Below are 23374 nucleotides of genomic sequence, written 5' to 3'. Positions count from 1 at the left end.
TTTGGTTCTCATCGTTTCAACGCGTGACTTTCGGCACTGTTTGCGACGCGTTGCGGTCCTTACGCTCGCCCCCTCATTCAACAAATCAGGGAGTCGAGTCATGAAGTTCAAACCTGTGGTGGCGGCCGTCGCGGTCGCACTGGCGATCGTCGCTTGCGGCGGCGGTGGTGGCGGTGGTTCGCCGGGCTTCTTCCTTCCGCCGCCCGGGCAGGGCGGGCCGGGTGGCACCGACCCCGGCACCAATCCTCCCGGCACGAACCCGCCGGGCACCAACCCGCCCGCACAGGCCAACGCCAAGGTCTCGGGCCGCGTGACCAATGCCGCCGACGGCGCGGGCGTGGGCCAGGTGACCGTGTCGGCCGGCGGCGTCAGCGCGACGACTGCCGCCGACGGCACTTACACGCTCGAAGGCATCACCAACGGCGCCTCGGTGCTGCTGAGCTACAGCAAGACCGGCTTCGCGCCGCAAAGCCGCGCCACGGCCGCGCTGGAGGCCTCGGGTGCCACCACGGTCGTCAACGTGCCGATGCTGCCGGTGGCCTTCACCGACACCTTCGACCCCACGGCGGCGCGCGACCTCGCCGTGCCGGGCTCGACCGCGATGGTCAAGCTGCCGGCCAACGCGCTGCGCCGCGCCGACGGCGGCGCGCCCACCGGCATGGTGACCGGCCGGCTCACGCCGATCGCACCCGCCATGAACGTCAACTTCATGCCCGGCAACTACCTCGCGGCCAGCGGCGGCGGCACGGCGGCGATGGAGAGCTTCGGCGCGCTCGACGCGAGCTTCGTCGACGCCGACGGCGCACCGCTGAACCTCGCCTCGGGCGTGAACGCCACGGTGCGCATCGCGCCGTCGTCGCGCACCGCCACGCTGCCGGCGAGCGTGCCGCTCTTCTTCTACAACACCACCACCGGCCTGTGGGTGGAAGAGGGTGCCGCAACCTTGCAAGGCGCGGCGCCCAACCAGTACTACGAAGGCACGGTCACGCACTTCACGACCTGGAATGCCGATCAGGTCTACAACACGGTGCAGGTAAAGGGCTGCGTGCAGGACGCCGAAGGCCAGCGCATCGCGGGGGCACTCGTGTCGTCGGAAGGCAAGTCGTACAGCGGCTCGGGCTCGGCGCTGACCAACGGCAACGGCGAGTTCTCGGTGCCGGCCAAGCGCGGTGGTGCCTCGTTCGTGGTGGCGAGCCGCGGGGTCGAGTTGTCGAATGCGACCAGCGTCGAACCCTCGGAGCAGGACACGACGATCAGCGGTTGCCTCACGCTCACGCGCGCGGCCGTGTCGATCAAGCTGACCTGGGGCGAGAAGCCCGACGACATCGACGCTCACACGCTCGGCGCCAACGTCGGTGAGCACATCTACTTCCGCGAGAAGGGCTCGTTGGCCGCGGCACCGTTCGTGAACCTCGATGTGGACGACATGTACAGCTTCGGCCCCGAGTACACGACCTTCGCGAAGCTTGCGCGCAACCGCACCTACCGCTTCTACGTCGACAACTACTCGCGCACGTACGACCCGGGTCAGACCGGTTCACCGGTGCGCGTGGAGCTGAGCAACCGCGGCGCTCAGGCCGTGTTCTCGCCGCCGGCCGGTGAAACCCGCGACACCCGCTATTGGCATGTGTTCGACCTGCGCACCGACGAGAACTGCAATGGCACCGTGGTGCCGGTGCAGCAGTTCCTGGCCGACGCGCCGCCGCAGCTCAACACCGACGCGAACGCGCAGTACTGCAACTGATGCGGCAGTGAGCAGCCCCGGGCTGGCCGCGATGGCCGGCCTGGGGTTCTTGCCGTTCCCTACCAGTCTTCCTTCACGGCCAGCACCACATCGCGCCCCGCCGCCGCGCGCCCGGCCATCCACGCCGTGAATGTGCCTGCCGCCACCACCGCGGCGCACAGCGCCAGCAGCCGCACCCACGGCACCAGCAGGTCCATGCTCCAGTGGAAGCTCTGCGGGTTCACCACCTTCACCAGCACCACCGACACGGCCAGCCCGAGCAGCAGCCCGGCCACCGCACCGATGGCGGTCCAGGCCGCGCCTTCGCCGGCCACCACGGCCAGCACCTGGCGCCGCGTGAAGCCCAGGTGCGCGAGCAGCCCGAACTCCTTGCGCCGCGCCAGCACCTGCGCGCTGAAGCTGGCCGCAATGCCGAACAGGCCGATGGCGATGGCCACGGCCTGCAGCCAGTAGGTGACGGCGAAGCTGCGATCGAAGATGCGCAGCGAGGTCGCGCGGATCTGGCCGACCGAGGCGAGTTCGACCGCGCCGGCACCGCCGTCGCGTGCGGCCCGCGATGCGAGTTCGCGCACCGCCGCTTGCACCTCGCCCTCGGACGCGCCGGGTGCGAGCCACAGCGCCACGTCGCTCACGTCGTGCTCGCCGGTGATGCGCTCGAAGTCGCGCGCATCCATCGCGATGGCGCCGAACTGCCGCGCGTAGTCGCGCCACACGCCGGCCACGAAGAAGGTCTGCGGCGTGGCCGTGCGCATCGCATCCGCCAGCGGCTTGAAGGCCGTGCCCGGCCTGGCGCCGTACAGCTCGACCATCGGCTCGCTCACGTAGATGCCGGTCTGCCCAGGCGGCACCGACAGTGCTTCGCCCACCAGCGGCAACCCGCGCACCACGCCGCCTTCGAGGCTGCGCGCGATCAGCGTCACGGCGGGCTGCGCCGGATCGAGCTGCAGCGACTGCGTGCGCAGCGTGCCGGTGCGCGCCACGCCGGGCAGTTGCGCGAGTGCCTGCACGAAGGCCGGCGCGAAGGTCGCGGTGTCGGTGCTGCTCGTGCCGCCGCTGTTGCTGCTGCCGCGTCCGCCCGAGGTGGCGCGCACGTACAGATCGGCCGGCAGCACCACGTCGAGCCAGTGCGTGACCGATTCGCGAAAGCTCGCGACCATCACCGTGAGCGCCACCGCGAGGCTCAGGCTCGCCACCACACCGCTCACCGCCACGGCCGCCGTGCCGCGCATGCGGCGTGCGCGTTCGATGGCGAGCATCGGCAGCACGCGCCGCGAGAACACGGGCGCCACGCGGTCGTACAGCAGCGCGATGAGCCAGGGCAGGGCGGTGATGCCGCCCACCAGCAGGCAGGCCACCGACAGGTACGCCGCCACAGGAATGCCGCCGACGGCCGGCAGGTTGGCCAGCGCCGCCCCTGCCGCGATGAGCCCGAGCGCGAGCCAGTGGTGGCGGCCCTGCGCGGGCGCCGCGCCCAGGCCCTTGAGCGTCTGCGCCTCGGGCAGCGCCTGCGCTGCGCGCGCGGGCCACCAGCCGCCCACCAGCGCGGCCGCCACGCCAAGCCCGCCGTACAGCAGCGCGGCGGCGCCGCTCCAATGCAGGCGCGGCGTCACGCCTTCGAAGTAGCCGCCGCCGAGGTCACCGCCGAGCACGCGCAGCGCGAAGGCCGCGAGCGCGGTGCCGAGCGCCAGGCCGGCCGCGCTGCCGATCAGCCCCAGCACGAGCGATTCGGCCAGCACCAGTCGCAGCCGCTGGCGCGGCGTGAGGCCCAGCACGCCGAGCAGCGCGAACTGCTGCGCGCGCTTGGCCACGCTGAGCGCGAGCACCGAGAACACCAGGAACGCGCCCGTGAACAGCGCCACCAGCGCCAGCACCGTCAGGTTGACGCGGTAGGCGCGCGACAGGTTGCTCACGCGCTCGGCCGCGTCGCCGGGCTCGGCGAACTTCAGCCCCGCCGGCCAGCCGGTCGAGCCTTCGAGCGCGGCCACGAAGGCCGCGCGGTCGGTGCCCGGTGCCAGTCGCAGGTCGATGCGGCTCAGGTGGCCGATCTGGCCGAACAGCTCCTGCGCCGCCGCGATGTCCATCACCGCCAAGGCCGCGCCGCCGGCCGTCACGTGGCCCGACACCGCCAGGCGCTGCCACGCGGCGCCGCTGCGCACTTGCAGGCTTTCGTCGGGCGCGGGCTGCAGCGGCAGTTGCAGCGCCTGGCGCGCTGCCGCGTTGAGGAACACATGGCCGGGTGCGAACAGCGCGAAGCGGTCGGCACCGGCCGCGGCCTGTGGCATCAGCGCGGGCGCGATGGTGGGCAGCGCGAGCGCATCGACGCCGATCACGCGCAGAGGCACTTGACGTCCATCGGCACCCAGCGCGAGGCCCTGGAACTCGAGCACCGGGCTCGCGAGCGCCACCTCGGGCCGGCGCGCGAGGCGGCCGAACACGGCTTCGTCGAAGCTGCCCTGCGCGGCGCGCACTTCGAGGTCGGGCTGGCCGTTCACCGAGCGCACCGCGCTGGAGAACTCGTCGAGTGCCGAGGCGTTGATGAGCTGTACCGAAAACGCCAGCGCCACGCCCAGCATCACGGCCAGCACGGCCGCCGCGTTGCGCCAGGGGTGGTGCCGCAGTTCCTGCCAGGAGAAAGTCGAAAGCAATGCGCGCATGGGGTCATTGTGGCCGCCGTGGCAGGATGGCGGCTGTTCGACGATGACGACTTCACGCCCGAGGATTCCGACGATGCGGCTTCTGCCTCCCGCCTGGTGCCGCCGCTGGCTGGCACCCTGGCTTCTCGCGCCATGGCTGGCGGGCGCGGCGAGTGCGCAACTCGCACCACCGTCCGCGCTGCCCGCGCCACTCTCGCTGGCGAGCGACCCGGCCGTGCTGGCCCGCACCGCCCTCGGCGCCGAGCGCGGCACCCTGGTGGTCGGCGTGCTGCGCGCCGACAAGGCCGCCTACGGCATCGCCCACAACCCCGAGCCGCTGGCGCCGCGCACCATCGCGTCGGCCAGCGCGGAGCAGCCGATGTTCGAGATCGGCTCCGTCACCAAGGTCTTCACCGGCCTGCTGCTGGCGCAGGCCGTGGAGCGCGGCGACGTCGCGCTCGACGACAGCGTCGGCAAGCTGCTGGCCGGCCATGCCGAGGGCGTGCCGCCCGCCGTGGCCGCGATCACGCTGCGGCAGCTCGTCACGCACACCGGCTGCCTGCCTGTGATGGCCGACGGCGTGACCGGCGGCGCCGCGCTGGCCGAGCAGTTCCGCAGCTTCGACCTGCCGATGTTCTGGGCCGCGCTCGCGCGCATCCGCCTCACGGGCCTGGCGGCGCCGTGCGAGGCGCGCTACAGCAACTTCGGCATGGCGCTGCTCGGGCAGTTGCTGGCGCTGCACTATGGCACTTCGTGGGGCGAGCTGGTGCGTGCGCGCATCACCGAGCCGCTGGGCATGAACGACACCGTGATCCCGCTCGGCGACAAGGCCTCGCGCATGGCCCCGGCCTTCGCGGGCGACCAGCGCCAGCGCCGCTTCGACATGCTGGCCTACGCGCCGGCCAGCGCGTTGCGCTCGACCGCCGCCGACATGCTGGCCTTCAGTCGCGCGATCCTGGAAGGGGCCCGCGGCCCGCTCGGCCCGGCCGCCGCGCGCCTGCTCACGCCGCTCGCGCGCTACGAAGGCGCGGAGATCGGCTATGCCGTGATGGTGCGCGGCCCCGAGACCGGCCGGCGCACCTACTACCACGCGGGCGTCACCGAGGGCTACCGCACGCTCTGGCTGCTGGCGCCCGACACCGGCGAGGCACTCATCGTGCTCGCCAGCAACCAGCGCGCACCGCTGCAACCCGTGATGCTCGCCATCGGCAAGAGCCGCTACCCGGTGCCGACCGCGGAAGTGCCGATCGATCCGAAGCGGCTGGCTGACTACGCGGGCGAGTTCCGCGTCGGCAAGTCGCAGGTGCTGGGCTTCACCGTGCGCGAAGGGCGCCTCCTGGCGCGCGAATCGGGCAAGGCCTACAACCTGCTCACGCCGACGGGGACGGACCGCTTTGCCGTGACGGCCATCGGCGCGCAGTTCGTGTTCAGGCGTGGGGATGCGGGCGAGGTGAATGGGGTGACGCTCACGCAGGGTGGCAGCCGGCTCGAAGGGCGGCGAGTCGGGGCTGCGGCCACTGCGCCGCAAGATTGAACGCCTCAGGCCCGCTCCGACATCGCGTGCAGATACGCCCGCACCGCCCCATTGCTGCTCAACCCGATCGCCCGGTCATAGGCTTGCCGCGCCGCCACCCGTGCGCCGCCGGCGGCCAGCAGGTGCGCCCGCGCGGCCCAGAACGGCTGATAGCTTGCCACTTCGTCTGACGGGATCGCATCCAGCGCGCGCAAGCCGGTTTCGGGTCCGCGCGCATTCGCCAGCGCACACGCCAGACTGACCTGCGCGCCGATGCTCGGACGCAGCGCGAGCAGGCCTTCGTACAGCGACACCAGCACCTCGGGCGGCACCGGCGCGCCCGCGCGGCGTTCGCAGTGGGCCGACTGGATCGCGGCTTCGAGCTGGTAGGGGCCGAGCGACTGCAAGGCGGAGGCGGTGCGCAGATGGTGCTCGGCCTCGGCCAGCAGCGCGTGGTCCCAGCGGGTGATCTCCTGCTGGTCGAGCGGCACGTAGGCGCCGGCCTCGGTGCGGCGTGCGGCGGTGCGTGCTTCGCAGAACAGCATCAGCGCGAGCAGGCCCAGCGGTTCGGGTTCGGCGGGCATCAGGTGGCACAGGATGCGGCCGAGGTCGATGGCTTCGGTCGTCAGGCCGCGGGGCAGGGCGTCGGCGCCGTCGACGTCGTCCCAGCCGGTGCCGTAGGCGGCGTAGATGCCGTCGAGCACGTCGCGCAGCCGGTGCGGCAGGTCGCGCGGCTGCGGGTATTCGAACGGGATGCCGGCCGCGCGGATGCGGGCCTTGGCGCGCACCAGCCGCTGGCTCAGCGCGGACGGCGAGGTGAGGAAGGCGCCGGCCATGCGCGCCGCGTCGAGGCCGAGCACGGTCTGCAGCATGAGCGGCGCGCGCGCGGCGGCGTCGATGGCGGGGTGCGCACAGACGAAGAGCAGGCGCAGCCGCTCGTCGGGCACGGTGGCGGCGCCCTCGGTGTCGTGGTCGGCTTCGTCCATCTCGCCGGCGAGCAGCAGCAGCGTCTGTGTGGCGTCGTCCTGCACGCGGCTGTGGCGCCAGGCGTCGAGCTTGCGGTGCCGCGCGACGCTCAGCAGCCAGGCGTCGGGCTGCACCGGCACGCCGTCGGCGGGCCAGCGCTCGAGCGCGCGGGCGAAGGCGTCGGCCAGCGCGTCTTCGGACGCCGCGATGTCGTGCGTGCGCGCGGACAGGATGGCCAGCAGCCGCCCGTAGGACTCGCGTGCCGCGCGCTCGGCGGAATCGTGGGCCGCGCGTCCGGCGGCGTGACGTGCCGCCGGAGTGGTCACGTCTGGCTCGTCTGCGTTGCCGCGGTGGCCGTGAAGACGGGGCGCACTTCGACGCCGCCGCTGACGGCGCAGGGCGCGCGCGCGGCCCATTCGAGGGCGGCGTCGAGGTCGGGCACGTCGACCACGAAGTAGCCGCCGAGCTGTTCCTTGGTGTCGGCGAAGGGGCCGTCCTGCACCTGGCGCTTGTCGCCGCGCACGCGCAGCGTGGTGCCGGTCATCGGCGGCAGCAGGCCGTGGCCGCCGAGCGCGACGCCCGACTGGCGCACCGCGTCGGCATAGGCGACCCAGCTCGCACGGTAGGCCTGCGACGAAGGATCGTCACGTTGTTCGAATTCGGCGGCGGGTTGGTAGAACATCAACATGTACTGCATGGTGTTTCTCCGTGAAGGGAAAACTTGCCGAGCAAGATCGCTCACCACAATGACGGCCCGCAGCCGGTCATTTCGACACCGGACGGGTGCCGAGCAGAAGATTCTTCATCCGTTCGCGCTCTGGCGCAACGGGAGGCCCCGTGTTGACGGGGCCTGTTCAGGTGGCGCTCAGGCAGCCCGTGCGCGCACCGCGGGCGTGAACAGCGCTTCCATTTCCTGTCGCAGCCGGTAGGCGGCGGTGGTGGTGTCCATCGCCACGTCGGCCCAGCTCAGGCTCTGGCCCTTCTTCACCGGGCGCACCAGCTTGACGTTGTGCGCCAGCCCGAGCGGCAGGCCGCCCAGGCGCAGCGAGCGCTCGGCGGGCAGCAGCTTGCCCCAGACGGTGTAGCCGCCTTCGCCGTCGAGCATCTCGCCCGCCGCGAGGTCGCGCTTGGCGGTGGCGACCACGTCGGCGTTCCAGCCGCTGGCCACGCCGGTGGGCTCGCCGCGCAGCGCCACGCTGGCGACCGACAGGCCCACTTCGAGCCCGATCAGGTGCCAGCGTTTGTAGAGCGTGAAGTAGCGCCCGCTCGGGTCGGTGTGGGCGTTGTATTCCTCGAAGCAGTTCTTGATGTAGTCGGTCTCGGCCTCGACCGTGACCCACACGCCCATGCGGATGTCGTACGGAATCTTGCGGCCGTCGGCTTCGAGCGACGAGATTACCTCGACCATGCCCTTGCGCTCCAGCACGCCGCCTTCGCTGCGCGGACGAGTGACGAAGGGAATGTCCTCGACGCTCGCGGGTGGATAGAGCAGGCCGTCAGAAGGCACGCCCAGGCCGGTGGCATTGGCCACGGCCGAGCTTTCGATCGATGGCTTGGAGCCGTCGAGGAAGCTGTTGAACATCTTCGGGTTGAGCCCGCCGCGCTTCGCCTGCTCGGGCGTGAGGCCGTAGTTGCCCCACACGGTTTCGGGCGTCGATTCGGTGAAGTGCGGCAGCCACTTGTGGCCGCGCCCGGCCGCCACCACCGGGAAGCCGCAGGTGCGCGCCCAGTCGACCAGGTCGCAGATCAGCGCGGGCTGGTCGCCGAAGGCCAGCGAATACACCACGCCAGCCTGCTGCGCCTTGTGCGCGAGCAGAGGGCCGCAGAAGGCGTCGGCCTCGACCGTCACGTTGACCACGTGCTTGCCGTGCGCAAACGCGTCCAGGCAGTGGTCGACCGCGGCGATCGGGTTGCCGGTGCACTCGACCACGATGTCGATGGACGGCTCGCGCGTCACGGCCTGCCAGTCGTCGGTGATCCAGGTCGCGCCGGTCTTCAGCGCTTCCTGCACCGAGGCCGCGTTGCTGCGCTCGGCCTGCCAGCCCACGCGCTCCAGGTTGACGCGCGCGGCGGCGGGCGAAAGATCGGCGATGGCGACCAGCTGCACGCCGGGCGTGCGCGGGATCTGCGCCAGGTACATGGCGCCGAACTTGCCGGCGCCGATCAGGCCGATGCGGATGGGGCGGCCTTCGGCGGCGCGTTGTTGCAGGCGGGTGTGCAGGCTCATGGTGTTCAGGCTTCCACGGATTCGATGAGGTCGGTCGAGGTGCGCAATGCGCTTTCGGGCAGGCCGTCTTTCCACGGCACCTCGACCGGGTAGGGCTGGCGCAGGCAGTCGTCGGGCAGCATCTCGATGGGCGTGAAGTCGCGGTGCGCGATGTACTCCGGCCGCTTGTGGCGGCGGATGTGGTTGCTGACCGCGCACAGGCTCAGGTACACCGCCACGCGATTGAAGGGCGAGAGGTTGCTGCCCGACGCATGCACGAGGCAGCTGTGGAACAGGATCATCGAACCGGCCGGCCCCTTGGGCGAGACGATGCCGCCCTGCTTGCCGCCGGCGCGGTCGACCAGCTGGCGGATCAGGTCGTTGTCGACGGTCCACAGCGGGTAGCTGGTGGTCGTGAGGTCATGCTTGGCATCGACCACGCCCTTGCGATGGCTGCCCGGAATGAACATCAGCGGGCCGTTGTGCTCGGTCACCTCGTCCAGGAAGATGGCCACGTTCATCGCGCGCTCGGTGGGCATCAGGTCGTCGTTGAGCCAGGTGCCGTAGTCCTGGTGCCATTGCCACACGTCGCCTTCGAAGGCCATCTTGCCGTTGATCTTGAACTGGTGCATGTAGACCGCTTCGTCGAACAGGTCCATCACCGGCTCGACCATGCGCGGGTGCCGCGCCAGCCGCGCGAAGGGTTCGCTGATGAGGTGCGCGGCGAAGTTCGTGCGCACGGCGTCGGAGCCTTTCTCGCGCACGTTGAAGGCCGCGCGCTTGCTGTACAGGTCGGGCACCGCATCGGTCAGCACTTTCGTCTCCTCGGGGGAGAAGTGGCCGGGAAAGAACAGGTAGCCGTCGCGCTCGAACTGCGCGCGTTGCTCGGGGGTCAGCTTCATGCCTTGTCTCCTTTTTTCGTGGGGGTTCCAGATGGGGATGACGCGGCGGCCGTGCGTGCCAGCTGCTGCGTGAGCCGTTCGGCGAGTGCGTCGCTGGCGCGGGAGACGTGCTCGTCGCTCAGGCGCGCGGCGCGTTCGACATCGCCGGCGGCAATCGCGTCGGCAATGGCTTCGTGCTCGTCCCACAGCGTCTCGCGCTGCGGCTCGGCCTGCAGCACTGCGCCCATCGCGCGGCGCAGGTGACGCCAGTGCGGGTCGGCGCTCTGGCCGATCAGCGGGTTGCCCGAGGCGGCGTAGATGGCCTGGTGAAAGGCCACGTCGGCGTCGATCATGGCTTCGACGTTGCGCCCGCGCGCCGCGCGCCGGCCGCGTTCGATGAGCTTCGCGTCGATGCGAAAACGCTGCTGCGCCGCCAGCCGCGCGGCCAGCACGTCGAGCGCGCCGCGCACCTGGTAGACCTTGCGCATGGCCTCGGCCTCCAGCGGCGCCACCAGCACGCCACGCCCGGGCGCGTCCTGCACGAAACCGTCCTTCTTGAGCAGCCGCAGCGCCTGCAGCACCGGCTGGCGCGACACCGCGAGCCGGGCCGCGATGTCTTCCTGCGTGAGCCGCTCGCCCGGCGCGAGCGCGCCGCTGCTGATGGCGCCGAGCAGGGCGCGATAGACCTGATCGACGAGGTCGGGGGCGACTTCGATGCTGAGCAACTGGGCGGGCATGGCGGGCCTTTTTCTGAACTCTGTATACAGAGTACGGACTTCAGTCGCGATCCGCATCCCCGGGTTTTTACCCATCGGGGCTGCAGGAAAACGCCGGGCGCCGCTAAGCTTGCGCGATGCAACTCCCTACCTACGACGACGTCATCGCCGCGGCCGCGCGGCTCGAAGGCCATGCCCACCGCACGCCGGTGCTGCAATCGAGCACCGCCAATGAACGCTGGGGCGCGCAGTTCTTCTTCAAGTGCGAGAACTTCCAGCGCATGGGCGCGTTCAAGTTTCGCGGTGCGTTCAACGCGCTGTCGAAGTTCGACGCCGCGCAGCGCAAGGGCGGCGTCATCGCCTTCTCGTCGGGCAACCATGCGCAGGCCATCGCGCTGTCGGCGCGGCTCCTGTCGATGCCGGCCGTGATCGTCATGCCCAAGGACGCGCCCGCCGCCAAGGTCGCGGCCACCCAGGGCTACGGCGCCGAGGTGGTGATGTACGACCGCTTCACCGAAGACCGCGAGGCGCTGACGAAGCGGCTCGCGCAGGAGCGCGGCATGACCATGATCCCGCCCTACGACCACCCCGACGTGCTGACGGGGCAGGGCACGGCAGTGAAGGAACTCATCGAGGAGACCGGTCCGCTCGACCATCTGTTCGTGTGCCTCGGCGGCGGCGGGTTGCTGTCGGGTTCGGCGCTGTCGGCGCGCGCGCTGTCGCCCGATTGCAAGGTCTACGGCGTCGAGCCCGAGGCCGGCAACGACGGCCAGCAGTCGCTGCGCGCCGGGAAGATCGTGCACATCGAGACGCCCAAGACCATCGCCGACGGCGCGCAGACGCAGCACCTGGGCGAGTACACCTTCGGCATCATCCGGCGCGACGTCGACGACATCTTCACCGTCACCGACGAGCAGCTCGTCGAGGCGATGCGCTTCTTCGCCGAGCGCATGAAGATGGTGGTGGAGCCGACAGGCTGCCTCGCGTTCGCGGGCGCCATCGCCGCCGCGAAAGCCATCGAAGGCCAGCGCGTGGGCATCGTGATCAGTGGCGGCAACGTCGACCTGTCGCGCTACGCCTCGCTGATCAGCTGACTCTCTTCAGGCCCGGATGCCGCTGGCCGTGAGGTGCAGCAGCCGGTCCGCACGCGCCGCCGCGCTCTCGGAGTGCGTGACCAGCACCAGCGAGGCGCCGTGCTCGCGCGTCTGGCCGATCAGCAGGTCCATCACCTTCGCGGCGGTGGACGGGTCGAGGTTGCCGGTGGGCTCGTCGGCCAGCAGCAGCGCGGGCCGGTGCACCAGCGCGCGTGCGATGGCCACGCGTTGCAGCTGACCGCCCGAGAGCGTCTGCGGCAGCCGCGCGCCCATGCCGGGCAGGCCGACGGCCTCGAGCATGTGGGCCACGCGCGCGTCTTCGCGCGGGCGGCCCAGCAGCATCAGCGGCAGCGACACGTTCTGCGCCACGTCGAGGTGCGGCAGCACGTGGAAGGCCTGGAACACGAAGCCCACGTGCTGGCGGCGCCACAAAGCGCGGGCTTCGCCGTCGAGCGCGCCGATGTCGGTGCCGTCGTGCGTCACGCTGCCTTCGTCCCAGCTGTCGAGGCCGGCCATGCAGTTGAGCAGGGTCGACTTGCCCACGCCCGATTCGCCCACGATGGCGACGAACTCGCCGGGCGCGACCTGCAGGCTCACCTGTTCGAAGACCGGCGCGTCGCCGTAGTGCTTGCCGAGGTTGGACAGGTGCAGGGTCATGCGGCGGGCACCGCGAGGCGGACGATGTGTTGCACGGCGGTGTCCACCGCGCCGGGGGCGTCGCAGGCGATCACGGTGCGCTGCGGCATGCTGCGCAGCCAGGTGATCTGGCGCTTGGCGAGCTGGCGCGTGGCGGCGATGCCGCGCTCGCGCAACTCGCCCAGGGCCTTGGCATCGGGCGGTGCGTCGCCGCAGGCGTCGAACATCTCCCAGGCCTGGCGGTAGCCCACGCAGCGCATCGAGGGCAGGTCGGGCGAGAGGTCGCCGCGCGCGCGCAGCGCCTTCACCTCGTCGAGGAAACCACCCGCGAGCATGGCGTCGAAGCGCTCGGCGATGCGTCCGTGCAGCCACGCGCGGTCGTCGGGCTCGAGCGAGACCAGCACGCCGCCGTCGACCGCCTTGGCGGCCTTGGTGTCGCTCGCGTGGAAGCTGGACAGCGGCTGGCCGCTGCTTTCCCACACTTCGAGCGCGCGCTGGATGCGTTGGCTGTCCTGCGGCGCGAGCCGCGCGGCGGTGACGGGGTCGACCTGCGCGAGCCGCGCGTGCATCGCGGGCCAGCCGAGCGCTGCGGCTTCGGCATCGAGCCGCGCGCGCACGGCCGCATCGGCGGCGGGCATGGCGTCGATGCCGTCGAACAGTGCCTTGAAATACAGCATGGTGCCGCCCACCAGCAGCGGCAGCGCGCCGCGCGCGCGGATGTCGTCGATCAGGCGCGTGGCGTCGGCCACGAAGGCGGCGGCGCTGTAGCTGTCGCGCGCATCGAGGATGTCGATGAGGTGATGCGGCACGGCGGCCTGCTCGGCGGCGGTGGGTTTGGCGGTGCCGATGTCCATGCCGCGGTAGACCAGCGCCGAATCGACGCTGACGATCTCGACCGGCTGCAGCCGGGCCACGGCCAGGGCCACGGCGGTCTTGCCGGAAGCGGTGGGGCCGGCGAGGGCGATGTAGCGCGGAGACACAGGGGAAGCGGGGGGCATGCGTCGAGGGTAGCAAATGGCGCATGCCGCCCGGCGGCGCGGGGATGCAGGGGCGCAGGGCTCAGGCGACGGCGGTCGCCTCGCGCATGCGCCGGATGTCGCGCAGCGGCGGCGCACCGAACAGGCGCGCGTACTCTCGGCTGAACTGCGAGGCGCTTTCGTAGCCCACGCGCACGCCGGCCGTACCCGCATCGATGTTCTGGTTGAGCATCAGCTGCCGGGCTTCCTGCAGGCGCAGCTGCTTCAGGTACTGCATCGGGCTCATGCCGGTCACGGCACGGAAGTGCTGGCGGAAGGTCGACGGGCTCATGTGCGCGGACGCGGCCAGCTCGTCCGCCAGCACGGGCTTGGTGAAGTTCATGCGCAGCCATGCCAGGCTCTGCGCCACCTGCTGGCTCGGCGAGCCCACGGTGACGAGGCGTTGCAGCTGCGGGCCGTGGCGCCCGGCGAGCAGCCGCACGACGATCTCCTTCTGCAGCAGCGGCGCGAGTTGGGGAACGAGCGGGGGCTCGGCCAGCAGCTCGACCAGCCGCGTCACGGTGCCCAGCAGCGTCGGGTCGAGCGCGCCCAGCGACAGGGCACGATGGTTGTGGGGCTCCCGGGTCGGCGGGGGCAGGGCCATCTCGGTCGCCACCTGCACGACGGCACGCGGGTCGAGCTTGAGCATCAGGCCCAGGAAGGGCTGGGCCGCACTGGCGTGCGTGACATGCGCCACCACGGGAAGATCGGCCGTGATGAGCAGCGATTGCCCGGCGCCGTATTCGAAGATCTCCTCGCCGAGCGCGGCGCGCTTGCGTCCGCCCACGGTGATGCCCAGGCCGAAGCCGTAGATGCAATGCATGGGCTCGGTCGCGATGCTGCGACGGTGCAGCGAGAGTTCGGGAATGGCGGTGGCGTGGTCGCCGTCGTTTCCGGCAATGCGTTCGACTGCCGTGGCCAAGGCCGTGAGGACGGCCGAATCGTCTTGCTGCGTCGGCGGTGGCGCTTCCATCTGAATCCTTTCGGCTGCTTGCGGAAAAAAGTCTAGCCGGGGCATTCTGTGCGAACGGCGTTTCCGGCGCAGTCTCGTTGTTTCAGGCAAGAACGCGCGCGGATTGGGCAAGTGGCGGCGAGCGCTTCGCCGGACACTTTCCGCCGTGGTGTCCTGACGCGCGCGGCGCGAGGACCGCTCCCTGTCCACACGATGAAAGAAGAAATGACCCACGACGAACGCAACCCGCATCGCGGCATCGACCGCACCCGTGCCTCGCTCGTTGCCGCACTGGCCCTCGGCGTGAGTGCCGTCTGGCCCGTGCAGGCGAGCGCCAGCACCGCGCTGGCGCAGAAGTACGCCTGCGTCGCCTGCCATCAGCCCGCCACGAAGGTGGTGGGCCCGTCCTGGAAGGACATCGGCGCGAAATACGGCGACGGCAAGGGCACGGTCGCGCAGCTGGCCGCCAGCATCAAGGCCGGCAGCTCGGGCAAGTGGGGCGCGATGCCGATGCCCGCGCAAGCCCAGGTTCCCGATGCGGACCTGCAGGCGCTGGCGCAATGGGTGCTCGACGGCGCCAAGTGAACGGCACACAGAACACGCCTCCCGATCATTTCAAACCACCCACGGAGAACAACAAGATGAGCGCGCTCCACGTCAACGGCCGTGACCACACGGTCGACGCCGATCCCGGCACCCCCATCCTCTGGGCCCTGCGCGACACGCTGGGCATGACCGGCACCAAGTTCGGCTGCGGCGCCGCGCTGTGCGGCGCCTGCACCGTGCACATGGACGGCCAGGCCATCCGCTCGTGCATCACGCCCATCGCGGCGGCCGAGGGCAAGAAGATCACCACCATCGAAGCCGTGACCGGCGGCAGCGACCGCGTGGGCGCCGCCGTGCATGCGGCGTGGGTCAAGCACGACGTCGCGCAGTGCGGCTACTGCCAGAGCGGCCAGATCATGAGCGCGACCGCGTTCCTGCAGTCGCTGCCCAAGGGCAAGCAGCCCAGCGCGGACGAGATCGACTCCGCCATGGCCGGCAACATCTGCCGCTGCGGCACCTACGCCCGCATCCGCGCCGCCGTGGCCGATGCGGCCAAGACCCTTGCCTGAAGGAGCCGACATGCTGCCCCACATCAACTACGACGAACTACCGCGCGCGCTGCAGCGCCTGATGACCCAGCTGCCGGTCGATGCGATCGGCGAGGTCGCAACGCTGCCGCGCCGCAGCTTCCTGAAGATGGCCGGCGCCGGCGGCCTCGTGCTCGGCGCCTTTCCCCACCTGGCCATGGCGCAAGCCGATGGCCCGGCCAAGGCGGATGGCGCCCTCAAGCCGACGCAGCAGCCCTCTGCCTTCGTGCAGATCGCGCCCAACGGCGAGGTCACCGTGACCATCAACCGCCTCGAGTTCGGCCAGGGCGTGCAGACCGGCCTGCCGATGATCCTGGCGGAAGAGCTGGACGCCGACTGGGCCCTGGTGCGCAGCCGCAACGGCACCAACGATGCCGCTTACGCCGACCCGCTCTTCGGCATGCACCTGACCGGCGGCTCCAACTCGATCAAGAACAGCTTCACGCAGTACCGCGAACTCGGCGCACGCGCCCGGGCCATGCTGCTGTCAGCGGCTGCGCAGCGCTGGAAGGTCGACGTCGCCACGCTGCGCACGCAGGCCGGCAAGGTGCTCGGCCCGGGCGGCCGCACGCTGGGCTACGGCGAATTGGCCGAAGCGGCGATGGCGCAGCCGGTGCCCGAGAAGGTCACGCTGAAGAACCCCAAGGACTTCCGCATCATCGGCCGCGCCACGACGCGACTGGACGCGCGCGCCAAGAGCAGCGGCAAGCAGGACTTCGGCATCGACGTGCGACAGCCCGGCCAGCTCACGGCCGTGGTGGCGCATCCGCCGGTGTTCGGTGCCCGCCTGGCGTCGGTGGACGACAGCGCCGCGCGCGCCGTCAAGGGCGTGAAGGCCGTGCTGCGCATTCCGCTGGACCGCGGCGCCGAAGGCGTGGCCGTGGTGGCCGACGGCTACTGGCCGGCCAAGCTGGGCCGCGACGCGCTGAAGCTGCAGTGGGACACCGCTGCCGTCGAGAAGGTCGACAGCGACAAGCAGCTCGCGCAATACCGCGAGCTGGCCGGCCGCCCCGGCAACCGCAAGTTCGACGCCGACATGGCGCCGCTGGCCAATGCGCCGCACAAGCTCGAAGCCGAGTTCGTGTTCCCGTACCTCGCGCACGCGCCGATGGAGCCGGAAAACTGCACCGTGAAGCTGTCGGAAGGGCGCGCCGAGTTGTGGGTCGGTACGCAGTCCGCCGACAGCGACGGCCAGGCTGCGGCGCGCACGCTGAAGCTGGCGCCCTCGCAGGTCAAGGTCAACGTGCAGATGGCGGGCGGCGGCTTCGGACGGCGCTTCGCGCCGAGCAGCGACTTCGTGGTCGAGGCCTGCGAGGTCGCCAAGGCCGCGCGCACGGCCGGCCTCGACGCGCCGGTGCGCCTGCTCTGGAGCCGCGAGGACGACATCAAGGGCGGCTACTACCGGCCCATGCACCTGCACCGCGCGCGCATCGGTTTCGACGAGCGCGGCAAGATCCTGGCGTGGGACCACGTCATCGTGGGCCAGTCCATCACCGCGGGCTCGGTGTTCGCCGCAATGATGGTGAAGGACGGCATCGACGCCACCGCCGTCGAAGGCATGCGCGACCCGTACCCCGTGCCGATGCGCCTCACCGTGCATCACCCGCAGGTCAACGTGCCGGTGCTGTGGTGGCGCAGCGTGGGTTCCACGCACACCGCCTTCGTGATGGAAACGCTGATCGACGAGGTCGCCCGCAGCACCAAGCAGGACCCGGTGGCCTACCGCATGCAGCTCTTTGGCGACAAGCACCCGCGCCATCGCGCCGCGCTGCAACTGGCGGTGGACAAGAGCGGCTACGGCAAGAAGAAACTGGCCGAAGGCCGCGCCTGGGGCGTGGCGGTGCACGAGTCCTTCGAGTCGGTGGTGGCCTATGTGGTGGAAGCCTCGGTCAAGGATGGCCAGCCGGTGCTGCACCGCGTGACCTCGGGCGTGCACTGCAACCTGGCGGTGAATCCGCGCAGCGTGGAAGCGCAGGTGCAGGGCGCGGCGGTGATGGGGCTGTCGACCTGCCTGCAAGGCAGCGCGATCACGTTGAAGGACGGCGTCGTGCAGCAGGGCAACTTCGGCGACTTCACCGTGGCCCGCATCACGCAGGTGCCGGAGTTCGACGTGCACATCGTGCCCAGTGCCGACGCACCCAAGGGCATGGGCGAGCCCGGCCTGCCGCCGCTGGCACCCGCGTTCGCCAACGCCGTGGCGCAGCTGACGGGCAAGCCCTTGCGCCGGTTGCCGTTCGATCTGGCCTGACGGCCGGCGCGCGCGACTGAGAAAGAAAAAAGCCTAGATGGCGGCGGGGGCGGGCGCGCTGTGCGCCTCGCCCCGCACCTCTTGCGGCGACAGTGCGGCGGACGGCAGCGAAGGCGGCGACGGCGAGCGCAGCCGCGGCTCCGGCCGGTTGTCCGCCACGGTGCTGGCCTCGGGCTTCATGCGGAACAGCTGCGACAGCGCCGCGCGGTACTGCGACGCACCCACCGAATTGGTGTTGTGGTGCGAGCCGCCTTCCACCAGGACGAACATCTTGGGCACCGTGGCCGCGTCGTACAGCTTGCGACCGAGCGTCGGGTTGATGAGGCTGTCGGCCGTGCCATGCACCACCAGCAGCGGTGCGCCGATGTCCTTGACGGTGCGAATCGCTTCGAAGCGCTGCGTGATGAGGGGCCCGAAGGGCAGCCAGCCCCACTTGAAGCTGCTGACCACGTCGGCGATGGACGTGAAGGTGCTTTCGACGATGGTGCCGCTTTCGTCCTTCACCGTGGCCGCCAGGTCGATGCCGATGGCGCCGCCGAGCGAATGGCCGAAGATGTAACGGTGCTGGCGCGGATGGCGCGCGGCCAGCCAGGTCCAGGCGGCGCGCGCGTCTTCGCGGGCCGATTCTTCCGAGGGCAGGCCCTTGGAACTCTTGCCGAAGCCGCGGTAGTCGATGGCCAGCACCGAGAAGCCCAGCTCGTGCATGCGCTGGATGCGCGGCGCCGAGCCGGCCACGTTGTAGCGCGCACCATGCAGGTACAGCAGCACCGGCGTGTCGGTGGTTTCAGGTGCGCCGCCGAGCCACAGGCCGTGCAGGCGTGCTGGTTCGCCGGTGATGGAGGACTGGAAGTCGATCCACACGTCCTGCATGCCTTCGGTCATCAGGGCTGTGTTGCCCCAGCTGCGGTCGCTGGGCTGGAAGATCCATTCGCGTTGCCGTTCGTCGAGGGTCGAACAGCCGGCGGCCAGCAGGGCGCAGAGCGAAAAGACGGACGCGAGGAGGGGCCAGCGTTTGATCATGGGGTGGAGGGACAGCGAAAGTCGGCCGAAAGTTCATCTGCTTGCTTTCTGAAACGCGTCGGCACCACGTTCCAGATCCCCCTGTGCGGCGCTCGCCGGCGCTTCGCACGAGTCCATGCAACGTGCGTGCCCGCGCCATGGATGACGCCTCAAAATCCTCGAAAACCCTCAAAAATGGCGCTGACGGCATGTAACTGCCCCCGCACGCCATGTCAGGCCGTGTCGGGCCGCACTGTCTATCCGGGTTCCGATTGCTCGAAATACACCACCATCCGCAGGTGACGGTGCGCATCCACGATCAGCGTTTCGTGGTGAAAGACCAACGGCCCGGTGTCGGTCGTCTGTACGCATCCGAGGCCGCGTTGCGCCTGCGCGCTGTCGGGGGCGTTCCACCAGCGCCGGAAGTCGGGTGAGAGGTCTTGCAGGTCCGTGACCAGGCCCTGCATGGTCGGATCGTCCGGCGCAATGGCGAAGTCGTAACGGAATTGCGCCAGCAGCCGTGGCGCATCGTCGCGCCAGGCGGGCAGGCGCCGCCGCAGTTCGGGGTCGGCGAACACCATGCGCAGCAGGTTGCGCACCTCACGTTCTCGCGTGCTGAAGCCGAAGAGCGCATCGGCCGCGGCATTCCACGCCACGACGTCCCAACGCAGGTTGAACACGTAGGCGGGGCGGGTCGGCAGCTCGTCCATCAGCTGCTGGATGCGGGGCGTGACCGACACCTGCTGATGGGCCTCCGGGGGCGGTGGCCGCTTGTGCGCGAGCAGGAACAGGTGGCTGCACTCGGCGTCGTCCAGCTTCAGCGCATGGGCCACGCCGAGCAGGAATTTCTGCGACACCTGGATGTCGCGCCCCTGTTCGAACCACGTGTACCAGGTGAGCCCGACACCGGCCATCACCGCGACTTCTTCGCGCCGCAGGCCCGGTGTGCGGCGCCGTCCCTGCGAGGGCAGGCCGACATCGGCGGGCGTGAGCTTCCTGCGGTGCCGGGTCAGGAACTCCGACAGCTCGTTTCTGGTGCGGCTGAGGCTGCGTTCGATCACGGTGGCGGAAGCTGTTGCCTTCAGTAATAGGATAAACGCTTAAATTGTAATGTGATGATCTTGTCCTGAAGATGGGGCTTCCGCAACCCGACCACGCACTTGAACGTGCTCCCGGAGGCCCTTTTTGACAGCACCTTGCGATTCACTTTCCCTTTCCGGCGGCCTTCCAGCCGAGCACCGTGAAAGGCGCTCGCCACGCGCAGGCGCCCGCGAATGGACCGGGCTCGCGTTGCTGGCGCTGCCGACCCTGCTGCTCGGCCTCGATCTCACGCTGCTGCACCTGGCATTGCCCGCGCTGGCTCTCGACCTGCGCCCCACGAGCGCGCAGGCGCTGTGGATCGTCGATGCCTACGGTTTCATGATTGCCGGCTTTCTCGTCACGATGGGCACGCTGGGCGACCGCATCGGGCGGCGCAAGCTGCTCATGATCGGCGCAGCGGCGTTCGGCGTGGCGTCCGTCATGGCGGCCAGCTCGACCAGCGCCACCCAACTGATCGCCGCGCGTGCCGTGCTCGGCGTGGCGGGCGCGACGCTGATGCCGTCGACGCTCGCGCTCATCAGCAACATGTTCCTGCAACCTCACCAGCGCGCGCTGGCCATCGGCCTCTGGGCGACGATGTTCGCGCTGGGCATGGCGGCCGGGCCTGTGGTGGGTGGTGTGCTGCTCGCGCATCACGGCTGGGGCGTGGCCTTTCTGGTGGCGTTGCCGGTCGTCGGGCTCCTGCTGGTGGCTGCGCCGTTTCTCCTGCCGGAGTACCGCGCCCCGCAGCAGGGGCGGCTGGACCTGCCCAGCGTCGCGCTGTCGCTGCTCGCCTTGCTGCCGGTGGTCTACGGCGTCAAGCAGATCGCCAAGGGTGGGATCTGCATCGATGCCGTGGGGGCGCTCTTCGGCGGGCTGGTCTTCGCGCTGCTGTTCATCCGGCGGCAGCGCCAGCTGAGCCATCCGTTGATCGACCTCGGCCTGTTCGCCAGCCGGGCCTTCAGTGTCGCGCTGGTGGTGCTGCTGGTCGGGCTGGTCGGTGTCGGCGGCACGATGCTGCTGGTGACCCAGTACCTGCAACTGGTGGCAGGGTTGTCACCGCTCGCAGCAGGGCTGTGGATGGGGCCGCCGGCGCTCGCCATGCTCGTGGCCGGCGTCACGGCGCCGCTGCTGGCGCGGCGCATCCGGCCGGGCCATGTGATGGCAGGCGCGCTGGGGCTGTCGGTGGTGGGCTACCTGATGCTGAGCCAGCTCGATCGCACGCCGGATGGCATTGCATTGGTCACGGCCTCGTTCTCGCTGGTGTACCTCGGCCTGGGCACCATCGCCGCGCTGGGCACCGACCTGGTGGTGGGCGCCGCACCGCCCGACAAGGCGGGGTCGGCCTCCGCCTTGTCAGAAACGGTGCAGGAGCTGGGCCTGGCCGTGGGCATCGCCACGCTGGGCAGCCTGACGACCGCGGTGTATCGCCTGCGGATGACCGACCAGTTCGATGGCGCGATGACGCAGGACCTTCAACGCGCGGTATCGGACAGCCTGGCTGGCGCCACGTCGGTGGCGAACGCACTGCCTGCCGGCGTGCTGGAACAGGCGCAGGCCGCCTTCATCGCGGGACTGAATGCGGCCGCAGCCACGAGCGCCGTCAGCATCGCAATCCTGGCGGTGCTCGCCGCAGTGACGCTGCGGCATGTCGGTGTGGTCGCTGGCGACGCGCCTACCGCCCGCGCATGAACAGCGAATCGAGCTCGCGGATCGACAGCTGGCGCCAGGTCGGCCGGCCGTGGTTGCACTGGTCGGAGCGCTCGGTGGCCTCCATCTGGCGCAGCAGCGCGTTCATCTCGTCGATGGTGAGCTTGCGGTTGGCGCGCACTGCGCCGTGGCAGGCCATGGTCGACAGCAGCTCGTTCTGCGCGCGCTGCACCACGGTGCTCGCGTCGTGCTGGCCCAGCTCGGCGAGCACGCTGCGCGCCAGCTCCACCGGGTCGCCGTCGGCCAGCGTGCCGGGCACGGCGCGCACCGCCAGCGTGCGTGCGGAGAAGGGTGTGATTTCCAGCCCCAGCGTCGGCAGCACCTCGGCACACGCCTCGGCCGTGGCCACTTCCTGAGGCGTGGCCGCGAAGGTGGCGGGGATCAGCAGCGGCTGGCTCGTGATGGCCGCGCCGTCGAGCTGGGTCTTCAGGCGCTCGTAGACGATGCGCTCGTGCGCCGCGTGCATGTCGACGATCACGAGGCCCTGGCTGTTCTCGGCCAGGATGTAGATGCCCTGCAGCTGCGCCAGCGCGCGGCCCAGCGGCCAGGCGTCCTCGTTCATGACCGGGGCCGGCGTCGGTGCCAGTGCCGGGGCCTGCGCTTCGTCATCGGGCAAACCGACCGGCGCGCGGAACGACATCGCCGGAGCCTCGGTCTGCCACTGCGACGAGGCCGTGACCGGCGCGTGGCCTTGCTCCTCGGAGCGTCGCGGCCACATCGCCTCGAAGTCGCCGGCGCCGCGCTCGCGCGCCTGGAACGGGATCGCAGGCTGCGACCAGCTGGCGCTCGGTGGCAGCGGGGTCTGTTTGAAGAAGGGCTGCGGCGCGTCTGTCGAGGCGACGGCATCGCCGGCGCGCGGCGCGGCCAGCGCGTCCTCGATGGCGTGGCGCACCGCCTGGTGCACCTCGCGCCCGTCACGGAAGCGCACTTCGATCTTGGTCGGGTGCACGTTCACGTCGACACGCGCAGGGTCGATTTCGAGGTACAGCACGTACACCGGCTGGCGCTGGCCGTGCAGCACGTCTTCGTAGGCGCTGCGCACGGCGTGCGACAGCACCTTGTCGCGCACGAAGCGGCCGTTGACATAGAAGAACTGCTGGTCGTTGCGCGAGCGCGCCGCGTCGGGAATGCCGGCGCGGCCGATCACGCGCACCGGGCCGCCTTCGCGCAGCACCGCCACGCTCTGCGACACGAAGTCGTCGCTCAGTGCGTCGGCCAGCCGCTGCTCGGGGGTGGTGGCGGCGCGCCATTGCTCGACCAGCTTGCCGTCGTGCCAGACCGAAAAGCCCACCTCGGGCCGCGCCAGCGCATGGCGGCGCACGGCCTCGATGCAATGGGCCAGCTCGGTGGCGTCGGTCTTCAGAAACTTGCGCCGCGCGGGCGTGGCAAAGAACAGCTCGCGCACCTCGACCGTGGTGCCCACGGAGCGTGCCACGGGCCGCAGTTCGCCGGTGCCGCCGTCGAGCACGAAGGCGCTGTCGGCGCCGGTGAAGCGCGAAAGGATGCTGAGTTCGGCAATCGCGTTGATGGCCGCGAGCGCCTCGCCGCGAAAACCCATGGTGCCGACCGTTTCCAGGTCGCTCAGGCTCGCGATCTTGCTGGTGGCGTGGCGCCGCAGCGCCACCGTGAGCTCTTCGCGCGGAATGCCCGCACCATCGTCTTCCACCGAGATCAACCGCACACCGCCCGAGGCCAGGCGCACGGTGATCTGGCGCGCGCCGGCGTCCAGCGCGTTGTCGAGCAACTCGCGCACCACCGAGGCGGGGCGCTCGACCATTTCTCCGGCGGCGATCTGGCTGATCAGCTCGTCGGGGAGTTCACGGATCGGGCGGCGTTCGGCGGGGGGG

At 70.5% G+C, this 23374-nt stretch carries 19 protein-coding genes; 7 read left to right on the top strand and 12 right to left on the bottom strand.

The annotated features are described in order from the left end of the window. The first annotated feature begins 100 nt into the window (after positions 1–100). On the top strand, positions 101–1744 hold the full coding sequence (locus D3H34_RS07745) for a carboxypeptidase-like regulatory domain-containing protein (protein ID WP_119552869.1): 1644 nt from the start codon (positions 101–103) through the stop codon (positions 1742–1744). Positions 1745–1803: 59 nt separating this feature from the next. On the opposite strand, the gene D3H34_RS07740 is transcribed toward D3H34_RS07745, so the two are convergent. Next, entirely contained in the window at positions 1804–4398 is a 2595-nt protein-coding gene (locus D3H34_RS07740; RefSeq protein WP_205736689.1) for an FtsX-like permease family protein, read from the bottom strand. 73 nt (positions 4399–4471) lie between these two features. Between D3H34_RS07740 and D3H34_RS07735 the strand changes: the two genes are divergently transcribed. Next, positions 4472–5911 carry a serine hydrolase domain-containing protein gene (locus tag D3H34_RS07735; protein ID WP_119552998.1) on the top strand — a complete coding sequence of 480 codons (1440 nt, stop codon included), beginning with the start codon at positions 4472–4474 and terminating at the stop codon, positions 5909–5911. A gap of 5 nt (positions 5912–5916) precedes the next feature. On the opposite strand, the gene D3H34_RS07730 is transcribed toward D3H34_RS07735, so the two are convergent. The 5 genes from D3H34_RS07730 to D3H34_RS07710 all read right to left on the bottom strand — a co-directional run bounded on the left by D3H34_RS07730 (position 5917) and on the right by D3H34_RS07710 (position 10680). Then, the gene (locus tag D3H34_RS07730) at positions 5917–7182 is read right to left on the bottom strand and encodes an RNA polymerase sigma factor (protein WP_286185516.1); all 1266 of its coding nucleotides are present in this window, start codon (positions 7180–7182) and stop codon (positions 5917–5919) included. Next, a complete protein-coding gene (locus D3H34_RS07725) occupies positions 7179–7553 on the bottom strand; it encodes a YciI family protein (protein ID WP_119552867.1) in 375 nt (124 codons plus the stop codon). Before D3H34_RS07725 ends, D3H34_RS07730 begins: the two co-directional genes overlap by 4 nt. 168 nt (positions 7554–7721) lie before the next feature. Beyond that, the gene (locus D3H34_RS07720; RefSeq protein WP_119552866.1) at positions 7722–9083 is read right to left on the bottom strand and encodes an NAD(P)H-dependent oxidoreductase; all 1362 of its coding nucleotides are present in this window, start codon (positions 9081–9083) and stop codon (positions 7722–7724) included. 5 nt (positions 9084–9088) lie between these two features. Next, positions 9089–9964: a phytanoyl-CoA dioxygenase family protein gene (locus tag D3H34_RS07715; RefSeq protein WP_119552865.1), complete on the bottom strand. Its 876-nt coding sequence runs from the start codon at positions 9962–9964 to the stop codon at positions 9089–9091. Then, complete coding sequence (locus D3H34_RS07710; protein WP_119552864.1) at positions 9961–10680, bottom strand: GntR family transcriptional regulator; 720 nt, start codon at positions 10678–10680, stop codon at positions 9961–9963. The genes D3H34_RS07715 and D3H34_RS07710 overlap by 4 nt, the downstream gene beginning before the upstream one ends. Before the next feature lie 116 nt (positions 10681–10796). Here D3H34_RS07710 and D3H34_RS07705 point away from each other — a divergent pair, with 116 nt between their 5' ends. After that, positions 10797–11753: a threo-3-hydroxy-L-aspartate ammonia-lyase gene (locus D3H34_RS07705; protein ID WP_119552863.1), complete on the top strand. Its 957-nt coding sequence runs from the start codon at positions 10797–10799 to the stop codon at positions 11751–11753. A 6-nt stretch (positions 11754–11759) separates the two neighbouring features. On the opposite strand, the gene D3H34_RS07700 is transcribed toward D3H34_RS07705, so the two are convergent. From D3H34_RS07700 to D3H34_RS07690, 3 genes are all read right to left on the bottom strand, one after another. Beyond that, on the bottom strand, positions 11760–12410 hold the full coding sequence (locus D3H34_RS07700) for an ABC transporter ATP-binding protein (protein WP_119552862.1): 651 nt from the start codon (positions 12408–12410) through the stop codon (positions 11760–11762). Beyond that, a complete protein-coding gene (miaA, locus tag D3H34_RS07695; protein ID WP_119552861.1) occupies positions 12407–13387 on the bottom strand; it encodes a tRNA (adenosine(37)-N6)-dimethylallyltransferase MiaA in 981 nt (326 codons plus the stop codon). Before miaA ends, D3H34_RS07700 begins: the two co-directional genes overlap by 4 nt. A gap of 61 nt (positions 13388–13448) precedes the next feature. Next, on the bottom strand, positions 13449–14378 hold the full coding sequence (locus D3H34_RS07690) for an AraC family transcriptional regulator (RefSeq protein ID WP_119552860.1): 930 nt from the start codon (positions 14376–14378) through the stop codon (positions 13449–13451). 204 nt (positions 14379–14582) lie between these two features. Between D3H34_RS07690 and D3H34_RS07685 the strand changes: the two genes are divergently transcribed. The 3 genes from D3H34_RS07685 to D3H34_RS07675 are packed head-to-tail and all read left to right on the top strand — an operon-like array spanning position 14583 to position 17738. After that, the gene (locus D3H34_RS07685) at positions 14583–14942 is read left to right on the top strand and encodes a c-type cytochrome (RefSeq protein ID WP_119552859.1); all 360 of its coding nucleotides are present in this window, start codon (positions 14583–14585) and stop codon (positions 14940–14942) included. Positions 14943–14998: 56 nt separating this feature from the next. Further along, the gene (locus D3H34_RS07680) at positions 14999–15472 is read left to right on the top strand and encodes a (2Fe-2S)-binding protein (protein ID WP_119552997.1); all 474 of its coding nucleotides are present in this window, start codon (positions 14999–15001) and stop codon (positions 15470–15472) included. Between the two features lie 10 nt (positions 15473–15482). Further along, complete coding sequence (locus tag D3H34_RS07675; protein ID WP_119552858.1) at positions 15483–17738, top strand: xanthine dehydrogenase family protein molybdopterin-binding subunit; 2256 nt, start codon at positions 15483–15485, stop codon at positions 17736–17738. A gap of 33 nt (positions 17739–17771) precedes the next feature. On the opposite strand, the gene D3H34_RS07670 is transcribed toward D3H34_RS07675, so the two are convergent. Further along, positions 17772–18758 (bottom strand): alpha/beta hydrolase, encoded by a 987-nt coding sequence (locus tag D3H34_RS07670; protein ID WP_205736688.1) that lies wholly within the window; start codon positions 18756–18758, stop codon positions 17772–17774. A 236-nt stretch (positions 18759–18994) separates the two neighbouring features. Beyond that, positions 18995–19798, bottom strand: a complete 804-nt coding sequence (locus tag D3H34_RS07665) for a helix-turn-helix transcriptional regulator (RefSeq protein ID WP_119552857.1) — start codon at positions 19796–19798, stop codon at positions 18995–18997. Between the two features lie 229 nt (positions 19799–20027). Here D3H34_RS07665 and D3H34_RS07660 point away from each other — a divergent pair, with 229 nt between their 5' ends. Next, the gene (locus tag D3H34_RS07660) at positions 20028–21509 is read left to right on the top strand and encodes an MFS transporter (RefSeq protein ID WP_286185515.1); all 1482 of its coding nucleotides are present in this window, start codon (positions 20028–20030) and stop codon (positions 21507–21509) included. Here D3H34_RS07660 and mutL read toward each other — a convergent pair. Further along, a partial coding sequence (mutL, locus tag D3H34_RS07655) for a DNA mismatch repair endonuclease MutL (protein WP_119552855.1) occupies positions 21493–23374 on the bottom strand: 1882 nt, incomplete at its 5' end. The genes D3H34_RS07660 and mutL overlap by 17 nt on opposite strands.

The sequence above is a fragment of the Acidovorax cavernicola genome (genome assembly GCF_003581445.1).
This window is presented reverse-complemented; position numbering and strand designations above follow the sequence as displayed.

Coding starts and splice junctions, on each gene's coding strand:
- D3H34_RS07745 (WP_119552869.1), top strand. CDS start 101: ATGAAGTTCAAACCTGTGGTGGCGGCCGTCGCGGTCGCACTGGCGATC.
- D3H34_RS07740 (WP_205736689.1), bottom strand. CDS start 4,398: ATGCGCGCATTGCTTTCGACTTTCTCCTGGCAGGAACTGCGGCACCAC.
- D3H34_RS07735 (WP_119552998.1), top strand. CDS start 4,472: ATGCGGCTTCTGCCTCCCGCCTGGTGCCGCCGCTGGCTGGCACCCTGG.
- D3H34_RS07725 (WP_119552867.1), bottom strand. CDS start 7,553: ATGCAGTACATGTTGATGTTCTACCAACCCGCCGCCGAATTCGAACAA.
- D3H34_RS07720 (WP_119552866.1), bottom strand. CDS start 9,083: ATGAGCCTGCACACCCGCCTGCAACAACGCGCCGCCGAAGGCCGCCCC.
- D3H34_RS07715 (WP_119552865.1), bottom strand. CDS start 9,964: ATGAAGCTGACCCCCGAGCAACGCGCGCAGTTCGAGCGCGACGGCTAC.
- D3H34_RS07710 (WP_119552864.1), bottom strand. CDS start 10,680: ATGCCCGCCCAGTTGCTCAGCATCGAAGTCGCCCCCGACCTCGTCGAT.
- D3H34_RS07705 (WP_119552863.1), top strand. CDS start 10,797: ATGCAACTCCCTACCTACGACGACGTCATCGCCGCGGCCGCGCGGCTC.
- D3H34_RS07700 (WP_119552862.1), bottom strand. CDS start 12,410: ATGACCCTGCACCTGTCCAACCTCGGCAAGCACTACGGCGACGCGCCG.
- miaA (WP_119552861.1), bottom strand. CDS start 13,387: ATGCCCCCCGCTTCCCCTGTGTCTCCGCGCTACATCGCCCTCGCCGGC.
- D3H34_RS07690 (WP_119552860.1), bottom strand. CDS start 14,378: ATGGAAGCGCCACCGCCGACGCAGCAAGACGATTCGGCCGTCCTCACG.
- D3H34_RS07685 (WP_119552859.1), top strand. CDS start 14,583: ATGACCCACGACGAACGCAACCCGCATCGCGGCATCGACCGCACCCGT.
- D3H34_RS07680 (WP_119552997.1), top strand. CDS start 14,999: ATGAGCGCGCTCCACGTCAACGGCCGTGACCACACGGTCGACGCCGAT.
- D3H34_RS07675 (WP_119552858.1), top strand. CDS start 15,483: ATGCTGCCCCACATCAACTACGACGAACTACCGCGCGCGCTGCAGCGC.
- D3H34_RS07670 (WP_205736688.1), bottom strand. CDS start 18,758: ATGATCAAACGCTGGCCCCTCCTCGCGTCCGTCTTTTCGCTCTGCGCC.